The organism is Streptomyces sp. NBC_00887 (genome assembly GCF_045207585.1).
Genome location: NZ_CP108788.1, coordinates 7,943,319 through 7,958,635, shown reverse-complemented (window position 1 = coordinate 7,958,635; position 15,317 = coordinate 7,943,319). Strand labels below are relative to the sequence as shown.

Annotated in this window: 14 protein-coding genes; 1 reads left to right on the top strand and 13 read right to left on the bottom strand. The window is 72.5% G+C overall.

Features of this window, described 5'->3' with window-relative positions:
- Window positions 1-29 precede the first annotated feature (29 nt).
- The 3 genes from OG844_RS36275 to OG844_RS36265 form a co-directional block, all read right to left on the bottom strand.
- On the bottom strand, window positions 30-1,628 hold the full coding sequence (locus tag OG844_RS36275; protein ID WP_406389409.1) for a cation acetate symporter: 1,599 nt from the start codon (window positions 1,626-1,628) through the stop codon (window positions 30-32).
- A 197-nt stretch (window positions 1,629-1,825) separates the two neighbouring features.
- The gene (locus OG844_RS36270; protein ID WP_406389410.1) at window positions 1,826-3,175 is read right to left on the bottom strand and encodes a PucR family transcriptional regulator; all 1,350 of its coding nucleotides are present in this window, start codon (window positions 3,173-3,175) and stop codon (window positions 1,826-1,828) included.
- Window positions 3,176-3,445: 270 nt separating this feature from the next.
- Entirely contained in the window at window positions 3,446-6,196 is a 2,751-nt protein-coding gene (locus tag OG844_RS36265) for a LuxR C-terminal-related transcriptional regulator (protein ID WP_406389411.1), read from the bottom strand.
- A gap of 160 nt (window positions 6,197-6,356) precedes the next feature.
- Between OG844_RS36265 and OG844_RS36260 the strand changes: the two genes are divergently transcribed.
- Entirely contained in the window at window positions 6,357-7,130 is a 774-nt protein-coding gene (locus OG844_RS36260) for an alpha/beta fold hydrolase (RefSeq protein ID WP_406389412.1), read from the top strand.
- 65 nt (window positions 7,131-7,195) lie between these two features.
- Here the strand turns inward: OG844_RS36260 and OG844_RS36255 are convergent, their stop codons facing one another.
- The 10 genes from OG844_RS36255 to hisD form a co-directional block, all read right to left on the bottom strand.
- Window positions 7,196-8,131, bottom strand: coding sequence for an alpha/beta hydrolase family protein (locus tag OG844_RS36255; RefSeq protein ID WP_406389413.1), 936 nt, complete (start codon window positions 8,129-8,131; stop codon window positions 7,196-7,198).
- Between the two features lie 244 nt (window positions 8,132-8,375).
- On the bottom strand, window positions 8,376-9,263 hold the full coding sequence (locus OG844_RS36250; protein WP_406396060.1) for an alpha/beta hydrolase family protein: 888 nt from the start codon (window positions 9,261-9,263) through the stop codon (window positions 8,376-8,378).
- A gap of 235 nt (window positions 9,264-9,498) precedes the next feature.
- The gene (hisF, locus tag OG844_RS36245) at window positions 9,499-10,254 is read right to left on the bottom strand and encodes an imidazole glycerol phosphate synthase subunit HisF (RefSeq protein ID WP_406389414.1); all 756 of its coding nucleotides are present in this window, start codon (window positions 10,252-10,254) and stop codon (window positions 9,499-9,501) included.
- A complete protein-coding gene (locus OG844_RS36240) occupies window positions 10,251-10,649 on the bottom strand; it encodes a RidA family protein (RefSeq protein ID WP_351170817.1) in 399 nt (132 codons plus the stop codon). Before OG844_RS36240 ends, hisF begins: the two co-directional genes overlap by 4 nt.
- On the bottom strand, window positions 10,646-11,371 hold the full coding sequence (gene priA / locus OG844_RS36235; RefSeq protein WP_329212070.1) for a bifunctional 1-(5-phosphoribosyl)-5-((5-phosphoribosylamino)methylideneamino)imidazole-4-carboxamide isomerase/phosphoribosylanthranilate isomerase PriA: 726 nt from the start codon (window positions 11,369-11,371) through the stop codon (window positions 10,646-10,648). Before priA ends, OG844_RS36240 begins: the two co-directional genes overlap by 4 nt.
- Window positions 11,371-12,012: an imidazole glycerol phosphate synthase subunit HisH gene (gene hisH, locus OG844_RS36230; RefSeq protein ID WP_351170820.1), complete on the bottom strand. Its 642-nt coding sequence runs from the start codon at window positions 12,010-12,012 to the stop codon at window positions 11,371-11,373. The genes priA and hisH overlap by 1 nt, the downstream gene beginning before the upstream one ends.
- Window positions 12,013-12,022: 10 nt before the next feature.
- Entirely contained in the window at window positions 12,023-12,190 is a 168-nt protein-coding gene (locus OG844_RS36225; RefSeq protein ID WP_351170823.1) for a hypothetical protein, read from the bottom strand.
- On the bottom strand, window positions 12,187-12,780 hold the full coding sequence (gene hisB / locus OG844_RS36220; RefSeq protein ID WP_031098999.1) for an imidazoleglycerol-phosphate dehydratase HisB: 594 nt from the start codon (window positions 12,778-12,780) through the stop codon (window positions 12,187-12,189). Before hisB ends, OG844_RS36225 begins: the two co-directional genes overlap by 4 nt.
- Entirely contained in the window at window positions 12,777-13,904 is a 1,128-nt protein-coding gene (locus OG844_RS36215; protein ID WP_406389416.1) for a histidinol-phosphate transaminase, read from the bottom strand. Before OG844_RS36215 ends, hisB begins: the two co-directional genes overlap by 4 nt.
- Window positions 13,901-15,223 (bottom strand): histidinol dehydrogenase, encoded by a 1,323-nt coding sequence (gene hisD / locus OG844_RS36210; protein WP_406389417.1) that lies wholly within the window; start codon window positions 15,221-15,223, stop codon window positions 13,901-13,903. Before hisD ends, OG844_RS36215 begins: the two co-directional genes overlap by 4 nt.
- Window positions 15,224-15,317: the final 94 nt, after the last annotated feature.

Here is a 15,317-nt window from a genome sequence, read left to right as displayed (position 1 = left end):
CTGAGGAGAGACAGGCTTTCACCGGCCGGTCAGGCGTCACGTCCCGCCTGTACGGGTACCCAGCGGGCCCCGTGCCGGGGGCCTTCCCGCGGGGTGTCCGGCCGTGGCCTGGATCCCAGCAGGCCGAGGAGGAATCCGGCGGGGATCGTGATCAGGCCCGGTGTCTGGAGCGGGAACACGTGGAAGTCCCATGCGGGGAACAGCGCGATGGGTGTGCCGGAGAACGCGGGTGACAGGACCATCAGGCCGACGATCAGCGGAAGTGTTCCGTACACGGTCCAGCGCACCCCCCGTGCGTTGAATCCGGGGCGGAAGAGCGCGTACAGCAGGACGGGCGGCAGGATCGAGGCCGCTGCGGCGAACGAGAGCGAGAGCAGCACCTGGGGGTTGCGGTCGTGGGTGTACGCCGAGAGGAGGACGGCGAGCGAGCCGATCGCGAGCACCGCCAGGCGTGCCCTGCGGATCTCCCTGTCGGAGGCCTTTCCGGCGCCCTGGGCGCCCTTCGCCGCGAAGTCGCGGGCGAGGGTCGAGGCGGCGGCCAGGGTGATGCCGGCCACGGCGGCCAGGGTGGTGGCGAAGGCGGCGCAGGCGACGAGGGCGAACAGCGGGCTGTCGCGCGGCCCGCTGGCGCCCGGGTCCAGCACTCCGGTCACCATCAGCAGGGCGGTGCCTCCGGCCGGGTCGGCGGCGCGCAGGGTGTCCCGGCCCAGCAGGGCGGAGGCCCCGAGCCCGACGACGACGATCCCGGTGCACAGGACGGCGACCGGGGCCACGGCCCAGACACCCGCGCGGCGCGCGGTCCAGCCGTCGCGCAGCGGGTGAAGCCGCATCATGATGTGCGGCATGCAGGCCGCGCCGAGGACGAGGGTGAACTGAAAGCCGATCAGGTCGAGGCTGCCGGCGAGCCCGTGGCCGAACTGGAGTCCTGGGCGCGCGTAGGCGCCGCCCGCCTTGCTGCCTTCCTGGGCCGCGTCGAAGAGCGCGAACGGTGACCAGCCGAACCGGGCGAGCACCAGCCCCGCCAGCAGGGTGACTGCGGCCAGTACGACGGCGACCTTGAGGATCTGGATGTAGCCGGTGCCGCGCATGCCGCCGAAGGCGGAGTAGCACACCATCAGCGCACCGCTGGCGACCGTGCAGCCGGTGAGCGCTCCTTCGGGGAGCCCGAACATCGCCGTCATGACGTGTCCGGCGGTGGTCAGCTGAACCAGCAGGAGCGGGGCGAGTACGACGAGGGTGGCGACGCCCAGGGCCCGGCGTACGGAGCCGTCGCCGAGCTGGTCGGCGAGGAAGTCGCCGAGGGTGAACACACCCTTTCGGCGCAGGCGTTCGGCGAGGACCCGCATGACGAGGACCAGCGACGCGACGGTCGCCAGGGCGAAGAGCACACCGTCGAAGCCGGCGAGCGCGACGGATCCGGTGGTGGAGAGCAGCGTGGCGGCGCTGACGTAGTCCCCGGCGATGGCGAGCCCTCCGCCGACGGGGCCGAGCGAGGCTCCGCCGCCCGCGTAGAAGTGCTCGGGGTCGTCCTGGTCCGCTGCGGCGAGTCCGCAGAGCAGCAGGGACACGGCGACGAACGCGAGGAAGATGACCACGGCCAGGGACCGGGCGTCGACGGCGCCGCTCACCGCGGTGGCTCCGTCGGGAGGGCCTCGAAAGGGGCGACTGATGACATGCGCACCAGGGCACCAGGTGCGGCGGGTGCGGGACAGGCGCCGGGTTCGGGGCGCGGCGCCCGTACAGCCCTCGCGGAGTTGATCTGTGCTCCCGCACAAGGTGAGGGGCGGGGGCCTCGTGCGGAGCCCCCGCCCCTCTCGGGCCGATCTCAGCCGCCCAGCAGCCGCCGCGCCGCCAGCGCCAGGGATACCTCGACCGCGTCGGAGGGCCGTGTGAGACAGCGGCCCGTCAGCTGTTCGAAGCGCCGCAGCCGGTTCAGGACCGTGTTGCGGTGGCAGTACAGCCGCGCCCCCGCACGCTGAGCCGAACCGTCCGAGTCGAGCCATGCGGTCAGCGTCTCGATGAGCACGTCCCGGTCCGCGGGGTCGAGCCGGTCGAGCGGCCCGAGTACCCGGCCGGCGAGCGCGGTGCCGAGCGCGGGCGAGGAGACGACCAGGGCGGTCGGCAGGTGCTCGTCGAGCAGGACGGTGCCGCCGGACGCCGGGCAGGCCCGCAGCGCGGTCTCGGCAAGGTGCCGCGCGTCACCGACCGACGCCAGCCCGTCCACCACGGAGCTGATCCCGATCCGGGTACCGGGCGGAGCCGTCATTTCGGCTGCCACGGAGGCCAGTTCGTCCGGCACCGGGGCCCCGGCCGTCGCGTTGTCCGTGACAGCCGTGTCCGCGTCCCCCTCGCGCGGGACGGCCGCCACCGGCCCGGCGCCCAGCGGCAGGATCGCGAGTTCGGCGTCGGCCCCCGCGTGCCAGAGCACCGGCGTCCCCGCGGGGAGGGTCAGCGGCGGCTGGGACGTACCGTGCGGGGCGCGGCGCGCGGTGGCGACCGCGAGCACGGCGTACCGCCCGTGCACCGGCAGCCCCAGCATGACCGCGGCGTCCGGCAGGTCGGCTATCCGGGCGGTGCCGTCCAGCAGGGCCGACGTCATCAGCCGCTGCTGGTTCTCGCGGCGCCAGGTGAGGCGCCGTTCGGCCTGCCGGTACGCCTCGGCCACCACGCCGCAGTGCTCGTCCACGAAGTTCCAGACGTCCGCCGCGACATGGACGAGCAGCCGGATGTCCTCGGGATGGCGTCGCGCCGTCTCGTCGACCAGGTCCTGCCAGACCATCGCCCCGCCCATCCGGAAGGCGTGCAGGACCGCGTCGAGGGGTACGCCCTGTTCGGCCCGGGTCTCACCGATCCACCGGGAGGTGCGGTGGGCCGCCTCGCGGAACTCCCGGGGCTGGATCAGGGAGGCGACGTTGTGCCGGAGTGAGTGGTGGACCTCCTGCCAGATCTCGGCAGGGTCGCTCTCGATGGCCGTGCGGTAGGCGGGCTCCTGTTCCCGCAGCTGCTCGACGAGCCGGTCCGTGAGCTCGGGCAGCGCCTCCAGCAGCACCTGGGCGGCCCTGTGGAGTACGGCGATGGCCTCACGGTCGGCCAGGGAACGGAAGCGGTGCGGCAGCGGTGCTACGGGGGGCGGCCCGTGCAGTGCCCTGATCCGTGAACGTACGACCTGTGGCATGGCGGCCTCCACCGGGAATCGGCCGACTGCGGATATGTCGGCCCGGTGCGTGCCCGGCCCGCCATTGGGCGGGCGCACACCGAATGATCCTGACGCCCGCAGAATGGCATACCGCCCGGTCGGTACCTAGAGGTTTGCGTCGTTCTTCTCATCACGGTCCTGCAACCTCGCAGTAACACGGGCGGCGCCGGAGCGTCCCGCCCGCCCGCGGCACACCTCGGACCTGCGACGGGACCGGAAACCGGCCTGGCACGATCCGAACGAGAGGCGCTAGCGGTCCAGCAGCCTGGCGAGCTCGGTCCTGGACCTGACCCCCAGCGCCGCGAACACGTTGCGCAGGTGGTGGTCGACCGTCCGCGGGCTCACCGAGAGCCGCACCGCCACCTCACGGTTCGTGGCACCCTCCGCCACACAGCGGGCGATCCGCTGCTGCTGCGGGGTCAGTCCGGCGAGCGGCCCGGCCCCGCCCTGGTCGGGCACGTCCACCGCTTCCCCGGCCGCCCGCAGCTCCCCGCCCGCCCGGTCGGCCCAGGCGCGGGCCGAGCAGCGTTCGAAGGCGACCAGGGCGTCGCGCAGCGGGCCGCGGGCCTCACGGGTGCGGCGCCTGCGCCGCAGCAGCTGGCCGTGGAGCAGCTGGGTGCGGGCGCGCTCGAAGTCGCCGCCCGCACGGTCGTGGTGGGCCAGCGCCTCCTCGTACCGCGCGGCGGCCTCCTCCGGAGGTGCCAGGAGGGCCCGGCAGCGCGCCAGTAGGGCGGGAGCCTGCGGGTCGGTGGTCCGGGAGGTCCACAGCGCGAACTCCTCGACGGCCTCGGCCAGGCCGTCCGTGCCGTCGTCGGCACGGCCGGAGAGGGCCACCGCCTCGATGTAGCACGGGATGGCGAGCATCCGGACGGCGAAGTGCCCCATCCGCGGTCCGGGCCGGACCAGCGGCCCGAGCCGGGCAGCCGCCTCGCCGGGCCGTCCGGCCGCGAGGTCGGCACGGCCCACCGCCCAGGTGGCGAGGGTCGCCGCCTGGGTCAGGCCGTGCGGACCCGCGCCGGCCAGTGCGGCGTCGGCATGGGCCGCGCATGCCTCTGCGGGCCCTTCCACCGAGGCGGCGAGCGCCAGTACGGCGTGCAGATGGGTGGCCGCGTTGGGCTGTCCCGTGCGCCGCGCGGCATGCAGGCCCTCCAGCGCGTGGGCGCGGGCCCTGGCATGCCGTCCGGCCCGCAGTTCGGCGTACGCGAGGTTCTCCAGGGCGTGCGGCAGCAGGGCCTCGGGCCCACGGGTGCGTACGGCGGCGAGCGCGCGGGCCCCCGTCCGGCAGGCCGCGTCGACCTCGCCGAGCACCAGGGCCGAGACCGCGGCCCTCAGCAGCTCGTCGGGTTCCTCGGCACGGTCGGCCCCGTCCAGGCAGCACCGCAGCAGGGCGTGGCCCGCGACGGTGCGCCCGCCGAGTACGGCACACATCCCGGCGCGGTACTGGACCATGGCCCGGTCGGCCGGGGCGACGGGGATACGGTTCATGGCGTCCAGATAGGCGATGGCGTCCCCCAAGGCCCAGGCGGCCTCCGCGGCACCGAACAGGGCGTCCAGGGCACGGCGCGGATCGTGCGGCGCGAGCAGTGCCGCCGCGTTCAGGAGCGCCTCGCGGGCGTCGGCCGCCGGTCCGTCGCGCAGGGCGAGCATGCCGCGTACGTAGGGTGCGACACCCCCGGCGGGGTGGGCGCCGACGCGGGCCAGCATGGCGCGGGCCCGGCCGGTGTCGCCTGCGAGCCGGGCCTGTTCGGCGGCGGCCGCGAAGCGCGCGCCGCGCTGTGCGTCGTCGGTGGAGAGCGCGGCGGCGCGCGCGAGCGCGGCCGACCGTTCGGCGTGCGGGCGGGGGGCGACGGCCGCCGCCACCAGCTGCCCGGCGAGTTCGGTGTCCGGCCCGGGTGCGGCGCAGGCCCGCTGGACGAGTGCGGGCAGCGGGGGCGATCCCGGCCCGGTGAGCAGTGTGGCGAGCAGTTCGTGCACGGCCCTGCGCCGGGCCGTCGGCGCCCTGTGCAGGACCGCGCGGCGCAGCAGCGGGTGGCTGAAGTGCACGCGGCTTCCCGCCCGTTGGAGTGCCCCCGCACTGCCCGCGGGTGCGAACAGGACGCGGTCCAGGTGGGCGGGGAGCAGCCCGGCGCGGGCTCCGGCCCGCAGCAGCAGGGCGGCGTCCGCGCCTGCCCCGTCGGGTTCGTGTTCCTCCGCGGCCGCGGCCAGCAGGAGGAGGGTGTGGGTGTCCGGGTCGAGCCCGTCGAGATGGGCGGCATGTGCGTCGAGGACGCTCTCGCCACCGGGAAGCGGGTAGGGAAGCGCGGTGCGCCCGGCCAACTGGTCGGCGGTCAGGCGCCCGACGAGGCCGGCGAGCAGCCGGGGGTTCCCGGCCGCCTCCCGCAGGAGTTCGCTGCGCACGACCGGGTCGATGTCGCCCGTGGCGTCGGTGAGCCGGTCAAGGAGTGCGGTCGCCGCGTCGTCGTCCAGCGGGCCGAGGCGCAGGGCGGGCAGTCCGGCGAAGGCGGTCTCGTCGGCGGCGCCGATCACCACGGCGACCCGGCTGCCCGCGCCGAGTCTGCGGGCCGCGAATCCGAGCGCGGCCCGCGAGTCGGGATCCCAGGCGTGGGCGTCGTCCACGCAGACCAGCAGCGGCCGTTCGGCGCCGAGGCCGCGCAGCAGGCCGAGCAGGCCGCCGGGGGTGATCCCGGTGCGCAGTACGCGGTCGGGGGAGACGGACAGGGGGCCCTGCGCGGAGCAGAGCAGGGCGTGCAGCCCGCTGTAGGGCAGCCGTTCCTCGGCGGGGGCGGCGGAGGCGTACAGCACGGGCCCTTCGCGTCGTGCGAAGTAGTCGGCTGCGGCCCGGCGCAGGAGGGCGGTGCGGCCGAGGCCGGGGGGTGAGGTGAGCACGAGCGCTCCGCCGTCCCCTGCCCGCAGCCGCCCCAAGAGAGTTTCCAGGATGGCGAGTTCACCGCTGCGGCCGTACAGCCGGAGCGGACTGTGCACGGTCGTCGTTAGGGTCACGCTCTCACGTTACTTCCGCGTAAACAGAGTCGGAAGGTTCGCGTCCGCTCCCCCGCCCGGGGCGGCCCGGAGCGGTGCGGGCTCCCAACAGAACGCGGTGCGGGCTGTGCGGGGGCACAGTCCCGGGCAGGTGTGCCGCACCCGCCCGTAACGTCGGTGCATGACTGATGAATTCCGTACACACGACGGTCTGACCCTTCGGTACTGGACTTGGTCCGGGAGCCCGGCCGGCGCACTGCCCCCGGTGGTGCTCCTGCACGGCTTCGCCGCCCATGCCCGGCTGAACTGGGAGGGCCCCGGGGTCGTCGGGGCACTGGTCGCGCAGGGCCGCCGGGTGTACGCCTTGGACGCGCGGGGTCACGGCGACTCGGACAAGCCGCACGGCGACACCTACTACGGCGAGTCGCTGATGGCCCGTGACGTGCGCCTCCTGATCGACCGCATCGGCGCGGAACGGGTGCATGTCGCGGGCTATTCCATGGGCGCGGTGGTGGCGCTGCTCGCGGCGGCCGACGACACGCGGATCAGCCGCCTCGTGGTCGGCGGGATCGGTGCGGGCGCGGTGGAGGTGGGTGGTCTGGACACCCGGGCGATGCCTCCGGAGCTGGTGTCCGCGGCGCTCACGGCCGAGGATGCGGCGGACGCCCCGGAGCGGACACGGGGTTTCCGGGTGCTGGCCGATGTGTCGGGCTCGGACCGGTTCGCGCTGGCGGCGCAGATCCGTTCGGTGCACCGGGGCGCGCTGCCGCTGGACCGGATCAAGGTCCCCACGCTCGTCCTTGCCGGCGAGAGCGATCCTCTCGCGATACGGCCCGGGGTGCTGGCCGACGCGATCGACGGGGCGGAGCTGACCGTGCTGCCCGGCGACCATCTGACCGTCGTACGGGATCCGGGCTTCGCCGGGTCCATCGCCCGGTTCCTGGCCGAGGACTGAGGCCCGGGCAGCACGACGGGGCCGGACCGCGGTACGCGCGGCCCGGCCCCGTCGTCCCCCGTCTGCTACGAGGTGTGCGGGCAGTTGCCCCTGTACTCCGCGATCGTCAGGCTGGCCGACGGCAGCGGGCAGAGGAACTGCTCGTAGCGGGTGTCGTTGTCGATGAAGCGCTTCAGCCACGAGATGCTGTACTTCGCGATCGTCGTGTTCGACGAGTTCGGGGTGAAGTGGGTGGCTCCACGCAGCTCCAGGTACGCCTTGTCCAGCGAGCTCGGCAGCGAGTTGTAGAACGGCTTGGAGTGCGTGCCGACGGGGGCGATCGTGTCGCCGTCCGCACCGATCACCAGCGTCGGCGTCTTCACCTCGGGCCAGCTCTTGTCGGTGTTCCAGCCGGTCAGCGGGATCGCCGCCTGCAGCGACGGACGGTCCTTCGCAGCCTCCAGCGTGCCGCCACCGCCCATCGAGTGGCCCATCACACCGAGCCTGGAGGCATCGACCCGGGTGCGGACCGAACTGTCCTCGGTGAGGTAGTCCAGCGCGGCGAGCAACTGGTCACCGCGGCTGGCCGGCTGGTCCACCGTGGTGTTGGTGTCGATCGTGAAGACGACGAAACCCTGCGAGGCCAGGCGCGTTCCCAGCCAGGCGATGCTCGACTCGTAGGCGGTGAAGCCGGGCGAGATCACGACCGCACCGAACGTGCCGTCGGAGGTGGTCGTCGGGTAGTAGATCGTGCCACCGCCGAAGCCTCTGACGCTCAGTGAGGACACGGACGTCTGGGACGTCGCGTACGAGCCGCGGAGCGCCTCGATACTCGAGTTGCTCGGTGCCGGACCGCGCTCGTACGGGTTGGCGGCGGCCTGCGCTCCACCGGGGATGAGCGCGGTGACCAGACCGGCCGTGGCGGCCGCGGCTGCCAGGCCGAGCTTGATGGTGCGGGAGCGGCTCTTCGACATCCGGTGGCGGCGCGGGGAGATGTCGCCGGAGGGGAGGTGCTGCTGCACTGGGGATCCTCTCGGTTGTGGCGGAACCACCGCGACTGCCGACGGCCCCTCGTCCGGGGGCCTTCGGGGGGTGCACCGCGTGGGTAGCGCCGTCATGCGTTGACGATCGTCACTTTCGCGGTGCGCACCCTGCGCGCACATCGGCGATATCACCGGTCTTCGCCCCGGGCGGCCGGTGGCCGGCGTGGCCCGACAGCACGAAGGGCCGGGCCGCATGGTGCGGCCCGGCCCCTGGTCCTGTCGGTCAGGAGGTGTGCGGGCAGTTGCCCCTGTACTCCGCGATCGTCAGGCTGGTCGACGGCAGCGGGCAGAGGAACTGCTCGTAGCGGGTGTCGTTGTCGATGAAGCGCTTCAGCCACGAGATGCTGTACTTCGCGATCGTCGTGTTCGACGAGTTCGGGGTGAAGTGGGTGGCTCCACGCAGCTCCAGGTACGCCTTGTCCAGCGAGCTCGGCAGCGAGTTGTAGAACGGTTCCGAGTGCGTGCCGACGGGGGCGATCGTGTCGCCGTCCGCACCGATCACCAGCGTCGGCGTCTTCACCTCGGGCCAGCTCTTGTCGGTGTTCCAGCCGGTCAGCGGGATCGCCGCCTGCAGCGACGGACGGTCCTTCGCAGCCTCCAGCGTGCCGCCACCGCCCATGGAATGGCCCATCACACCGAGCCTGGAGGCGTCCACCCGGGTGCGGACCGAACTGTCCTCGGTGAGGTAGTCCAGCGCGGCGAGCAACTGGTCACCGCGGCTGGCCGGCTGGTCCGACGTCGTGTTGGTGTCGATGGTGAAGACGACGAAGCCCTGCGAGGCCAGACGCGTTCCCAGCCAGGCGATGCTCGACTGGTACGCGGTGAAGCCGGGCGAGATCACGACCGCACCGAACGTGCCGTCCGAGGTGGACGTCGGGTAGTAGATCGTGCCGCCGCCGAAGCCTCGGACACTCAGCGAGGACACGGACGTCTGGGACGTCGCGTACGACCCACGGCTCGCCTCGATGCTCGCATTGGTGGGTGCCGGACCGCGCTCGTACGGGTTGGCGGCGGCCTGCGCTCCACCGGGGATGAGCGCGGTGACCAGACCGGCCGTGGCGGCCGCGGCTGCCAGGCCGAGCTTGATGGTGCGGGAGCGGCTCTTCGACATCCGGTGGCGGCGCGGGGAGACGTCGCCGGAGGGGAGGTGCTGCACGAGGGGGGTCCTCTCGGTTGTGGCGGAGCCACAACGCGGCAGCCTTCAGGCCCTGTCGTCCCGGGCTTTCGGGGTGCACCGCGTGGGTACCGCCGTCATTCGTTGGCGGTCGCCACACTCGCGGTGCACCCCGTGCGCACACATCGGCGAGATTGCCGGTCTTCGCTTCCGGCCCTCACCTCCCCCGGGGTCAGCGGACGGGGTGTCCGGCCTCCCGGAGAGCACCCTTGACCTCGGAGATCCGCAGGTCACCGAAGTGGAAGACGGACGCGGCCAGGACCGCGTCGGCGCCCGCCTCGATGGCCGGCGGGAAGTCCGACAGCCGGCCCGCACCACCGGAGGCGATGACGGGAACGGTGACGTGCGCCCGTACCGCCTTGATCATCTCGGTGTCGTAGCCGTCCTTCGTACCGTCGGCATCCATCGAGTTGAGCAGGATCTCGCCCGCGCCGAGCTCGGCGGCCCGGTGGGCCCACTCGACGGCGTCGATGCCGGTGCCCCTGCGGCCGCCGTGCGTCGTCACCTCGAAGGTGCCCTCGGGGGTGCGGCGGGCGTCGACGGAGAGGACGAGCACCTGGCGCCCGAAGCGCTCCGCGATCTCCCGGATCAGCTCCGGGCGGGCGATGGCCGCGGTGTTGACCCCGACCTTGTCGGCCCCGGCCCGTAGCAGCTTGTCCACGTCGTCGGGGGTGCGGACACCGCCGCCGACCGTGAGCGGGATGAAGACCTGCTCGGCGGTGCGCCGCACCACGTCGTACGTCGTCTCCCGGTCGCCGCTGGAGGCGGTGATGTCGAGGAAGGTCAGCTCGTCTGCGCCCTCGGCGTCGTACAGCTTGGCCATCTCGACGGGGTCGCCCGCGTCGCGCAGGTTCTGGAAGTTGACGCCCTTGACGACGCGTCCGTTGTCGACGTCCAGGCACGGGATGACCCGTACGGAGAGGGTCATCGCTCACCTGCCCGGAAGGCCTCGACCTCGACCTCGACGACCAGGCTGGGGTCGACGAAGCCGGACACGATGATCATGGAAGCGGCGGGGCGCACGTCGTCGAACAGCTCCTTGTGGGCGCGGCCCACCTCGTCGACGTCCCTGGCGTGCGTGATGTACATCCGGGTGCGGACGACGTCCTCGCGTCCGAGGCCGGCCTGCTTCAGCGCGTCGAAGGCGACCTGGAAGGAGGTGACTGCCTGCTCGTAGGGGCCGCCGGCCGAGATCTGGCCGCCCACGACCGAGGTGCAGCCGGAGACCAGGACGAGGCCGCCCGGGAGCTCCACCGCGCGGGAGTAGCCGAACTTCTCCTCCCAGGGGGCGCCGGAGGAGATGCGCCGTACGGAGTCCGTCATACGGAGACCGCCTCCAGTGCCTCCTCGAGGGTGAACGCCTTCGCGTACAGCGCCTTGCCGACGATCGCGCCCTCGACGCCTTCCGGGACGAGCAGGGAGATCGCCCGCAGGTCGTCCAGCGAGGAGACGCCGCCGGAGGCGACGACGGGCTTGTCGGTGGCGGCGCAGACGTTCCTCAGGAGCTCCAGGTTGGGGCCCTGCAGGGTGCCGTCCTTGGCGATGTCGGTGACCACGTAGCGGGCGCAGCCCTCGGAGTCGAGGCGGGCGAGCGTCTCGTAGAGGTCGCCGCCGTCACGGGTCCAGCCGCGGCCGCGCAGCGTCGTACCGCGCACGTCGAGGCCGACCGCGATCTGGTCGCCGTGCTCGGCGATGACCTTGGCGACCCACTCCGGGGTCTCCAGGGCGGCGGTGCCGAGGTTGACCCGGCGGCAGCCGGTGGCGAGGGCCGCGGCGAGCGAGGCGTCGTCGCGGATGCCGCCGGAGAGCTCGACCTTGATGTCCATGGCGCCGGCCACTTCGGCGATCAGCGCGCGGTTGTCGCCGGTGCCGAAGGCGGCGTCCAGGTCGACGAGGTGCAGCCACTCGGCCCCGGAGCTCTGCCAGGCGAGGGCGGCTTCCAGCGGGGAGCCGTAGGAGGTCTCGGAGCCGGACTCGCCGTGGACGAGGCGGACGGCCTGGCCGTCGCGGACGTCGACGGCGGGGAGCAGTTCAAGCTTCGGCATTACAGCGTCTCGATCCAGTTGGTCAGCAGCTGGGCGCCGGCATCGCCGGACTTCTCGGGGTGGAACTGGGTGGCCCACAGCGCGCCGTTCTCCACGGCCGCCACGAACCGCTCTCCGTGCGTCGCCCAAGTGACCTTGGGGGCACGGATCTTGGCGTTGGTGACTTCGAGGGACCAGTCGTGCGCGGCGTAGGAGTGCACGAAGTAGTAGCGGGATTCGGGGTCGAGTCCGGCGAAGAGCTGTGAGCCCTCGGGGGATTCGACGGTGTTCCAGCCCATGTGCGGGACGACGTCGGCCTTGAGCGGTCCGACGGTGCCGGGCCACTCGTCGAGGCCCTCGGTCTCCACCCCGTGCTCGATGCCGCGCTCGAACAGGATCTGCATCCCGACACAGATGCCCATGACGGGACGCCCGCCGGACAGTCTGCGGCCGATGATCCATTCGCCGCGGGCCCGCTTCAGCCCGTCCATGCAGGCCGAGAAGGCACCCACGCCGGGGACGAGCAGCCCGTCGGCGTTCATCGCGCGGTCGAAGTCGCGGGTGATCTCCACGTCCGCGCCGACGTGGGCGAGGGCCCGCTCGGCGGAACGCACGTTGCCGAAGCCGTAGTCGAAGACGACGACCTTCTTGCTTTCGCTCACAGTCCTGCCCTCAGTCCCAGATTCCCTGGATCCGCATGACGCCTGCGACCAGGCACATCACGGATCCGATCCCGAGAAGCACGACGACGCCCTTGGGCATCCCCTGCTTCCAGAAGGAGTAGACGCCGCCGGCCAGGAAGAGGCCGACGACGATCAGCACGGTGTTGAGGCCGGTCACAGGGCGCCCTTCGTGGACGGAAGGATCCCGGCTGCGCGCGGGTCGTGCTCGCTGGCGTACCGCAGGGCGCGCGCGAGCGCCTTGAACTGGCACTCCACGATGTGGTGGGCGTTGCGGCCGTACGGGACGTGGACGTGCAGGGCGATCTGCGCCTGCGCGACGAAGGACTCCAGGATGTGCCGGGTCATCGTCGTGTCGTACTCGCCGATCATCGGCGCCATCTTCTCGGGCTCGGTGTGCACCAGGTACGGGCGGCCGGAGAGGTCGACGGTGACCTGGGCGAGCGACTCGTCCAGGGGGACGGTGCAGTTGCCGAAGCGGTAGATGCCGACCTTGTCGCCGAGCGCCTGCTTGAAGGCGGCGCCGAGCGCGAGGGCGGTGTCCTCGATCGTGTGGTGCGAGTCGATGTGCAGGTCGCCCTCGGTCTTGACCGTGAGGTCGAACAGGCCGTGGCGGCCGAGCTGGTCGAGCATGTGGTCGTAGAAGCCGACCCCGGTCGCGACATCGACCTTGCCGGTGCCGTCGAGGTTGATCTCGACGAGCACGGAGGTCTCCTTGGTGGTCCGCTCCACCCTGCCTACGCGGCTCATGCGTCGTGCTCCTTCTTCAGTTCGCGCACCGCATCGAGGAACGCGTCGTTCTCTTCCGGGGTTCCCGCGGAGACCCGCAGCCACCCCGGTACGCCGTTGTCCCGGACCAGGACGCCCCGGTCGAGGATCTGCTGCCAGGCGGTGTGGCTGTCGGCGAAGCGGCCGAACTGGACGAAGTTGGCGTCCGAGTCGGTGACGGCGAAGCCGAGCTCCCGCAGGCCGCCGACCAGCCGGTCGCGCTCACGCTTGAGCTGCGCGACGTACCCGAGCAGCGTATCGGTGTGCTCCAGGGCGGCGAGCGCGGTGGCCTGGGTGACGGAGGACAGGTGGTACGGCAGGCGCACCAGCTGGACGGCGTCGACGACGGCCGGATCGGCGGCGAGGTAGCCGAGGCGCAGGCCCGCGGCGCCGAACGCCTTCGACATGGTGCGCGAGAGCACCAGGTTCGGGCGGCCCTCGATCAGCGGCAGCAGCGAGGGGTGGTGGCTGAACTCGCCGTACGCCTCGTCGACGACGACCATCGACGGCCGGGCGGCCTGGGCGGCGTCGTGCAGCGCGAGGACGGTGTCCGCGTCGACGGCGGTGCCGGTGGGGTTGTTGGGCGAGGTGATGAAGACCACCTCGGGGCGGTGCTCGGCGATGGCCTTCTTCGCGGCCTCCACGTCGATCGTGAAGTCCTCGTTGCGCGGCCCCGAGATCCAGCCGGTGCCGGTACCGCGTGCGATGAGGGGGTGCATCGAGTACGAGGGCTCGAAGCCGATCGCGGTGCGCCCGGGGCCGCCGAAGGTCTGCAGCAGTTGCTGGAGGACCTCGTTGGAGCCGTTGGCCGCCCAGACGTTGGTGTACCCGACTCCGTGCCCGGCGGTGCGGGTGAGGTAGCGGGCGAGCTCGGTGCGGAGCTCCACGGCGTCGCGGTCGGGGTAGCGGTTGAGGTTCCGGGCGGCCTCGCGGACGCGCTCGGCGATGCGGTCGACGAGCGCGTCGGGGAGCGGGTAGGGGTTCTCGTTGGTGTTCAGCCGGACCGGTACGTCGAGTTGGGGCGCGCCGTACGGGGACTGGCCACGCAACTCGTCGCGGATCGGGAGGTCGTCCCAGGCGTTGCGCGTGGTGCTGTCGTTGCTCACTGCTGCGGAACCTTCCAGCCGAACCTGGCCTTGAGCGCGGCGCCGTGGGCGGGGAGGTCCTCCGCCTCGGCGAGCGTCACGACGTGGTGGGTGACCTCGGCGAGCGCGTCACGGGTGTAGTCGACGATGTGGATGCCGCGCAGGAAGGACTGCACGGACAGGCCCGAGGAGTGGCAGGCGCAGCCACCGGTGGGCAGGACGTGGTTGGAGCCGGCGCAGTAGTCACCGAGGGAGACGGGCGAGAAGGGGCCGACGAAGACGGCTCCGGCGTTGCGGACCCGGTCGGCGACGGCGGCGGCGTTCTCCGTCTGGATCTCCAGGTGCTCGGCGGCGTACGCGTCGACGACCTTGAGTCCGTCCTCCAGGTCGTTGACCAGGACGATCGCGGACTGCCGGCCGGCCAGCGCGGGTTCGATCCGGTCCGAGACGTGCTTGGTCGCGGCGATCTGGGGCCGCAGTTCGGCCTCGGTGGCGGCGGCCAGCTCCTCGGAGTCGGTGACGAGCACCGCGGCGGCCATCGGGTCGTGCTCGGCCTGGCTGATCAGGTCGGCGGCGACGTGCACCGGGTCGGCGCTCGCGTCGGCGAGGATCGCGATCTCGGTGGGTCCGGCCTCGGCGTCGATGCCGATGCGGCCCTTGAGGAGGCGCTTGGCGGCGGCGACATAGATGTTGCCGGGGCCGGTGACGAGGTTGACCGGCAGGCAGTCCTCGGTGCCGTACGCGAACATCGCGATGGCCTGGGAGCCGCCGGCGGCGTACACCTCGTCGACGCCGAGGAGGGCGCAGGCGGCGAGGATCGTGGGGTGCGGCAGCCCGCCGAACTCCTTCTGCGGCGGGGAGGCGACGGCGATGCCCTCGACGCCGGCCTCCTGGGCAGGGACCACGTTCATGACGACGGACGAGGGGTAGACCGAGCGGCCGCCCGGCACGTAAAGCCCGACGCGCTCGACGGGCACCCACTTCTCGGTGACCGTGCCGCCGGGGACGACCTGGGTGGTGTGCGTGGTGCGGCGCTGCTCGCGGTGGACGAGGCGGGCGCGGCGGATCGACTCCTCGAGCGCGGCCCGTACGGCGGGGTCGAGCTGCTCCAGCGCCCCGGTGATCGTGGCCGCGGGGACCCGGATCGAGTCGAGGCGCACGCCGTCGAGTTTCTCCCCCCACTCGATCACTGCCGCGGAGCCACGATGGCGTACGTCCTCGCAGATGGGCCGCACCGTCTCCAGGGCGGCTTCCACGTCGAACTCGGCACGGGGCAGCAGGTCGCGCAGGGCGCCGCCCTCGGGGAGGGCGGTACCGCGCAGATCGATTCGAGAGATCACCCCCCAATTCTCTCAGACCGGTTCCGGCGTCCGGTCGTCCGTATCACTGGCTGATACATGTCCCGGCTGTCACAGCTGACTACTAGCGTTCACG

Coding starts and splice junctions, on each gene's coding strand:
- hisB (WP_031098999.1), bottom strand. CDS start 12,780: ATGAGCCGCGTAGGCAGGGTGGAGCGGACCACCAAGGAGACCTCCGTG.
- OG844_RS36240 (WP_351170817.1), bottom strand. CDS start 10,649: ATGACGGACTCCGTACGGCGCATCTCCTCCGGCGCCCCCTGGGAGGAG.
- OG844_RS36260 (WP_406389412.1), top strand. CDS start 6,357: ATGACTGATGAATTCCGTACACACGACGGTCTGACCCTTCGGTACTGG.
- OG844_RS36250 (WP_406396060.1), bottom strand. CDS start 9,263: ATGTCGAAGAGCCGCTCCCGCACCATCAAGCTCGGCCTGGCAGCCGCG.
- hisF (WP_406389414.1), bottom strand. CDS start 10,254: ATGACCCTCTCCGTACGGGTCATCCCGTGCCTGGACGTCGACAACGGA.
- OG844_RS36270 (WP_406389410.1), bottom strand. CDS start 3,175: ATGCCACAGGTCGTACGTTCACGGATCAGGGCACTGCACGGGCCGCCC.
- priA (WP_329212070.1), bottom strand. CDS start 11,371: ATGCCGAAGCTTGAACTGCTCCCCGCCGTCGACGTCCGCGACGGCCAG.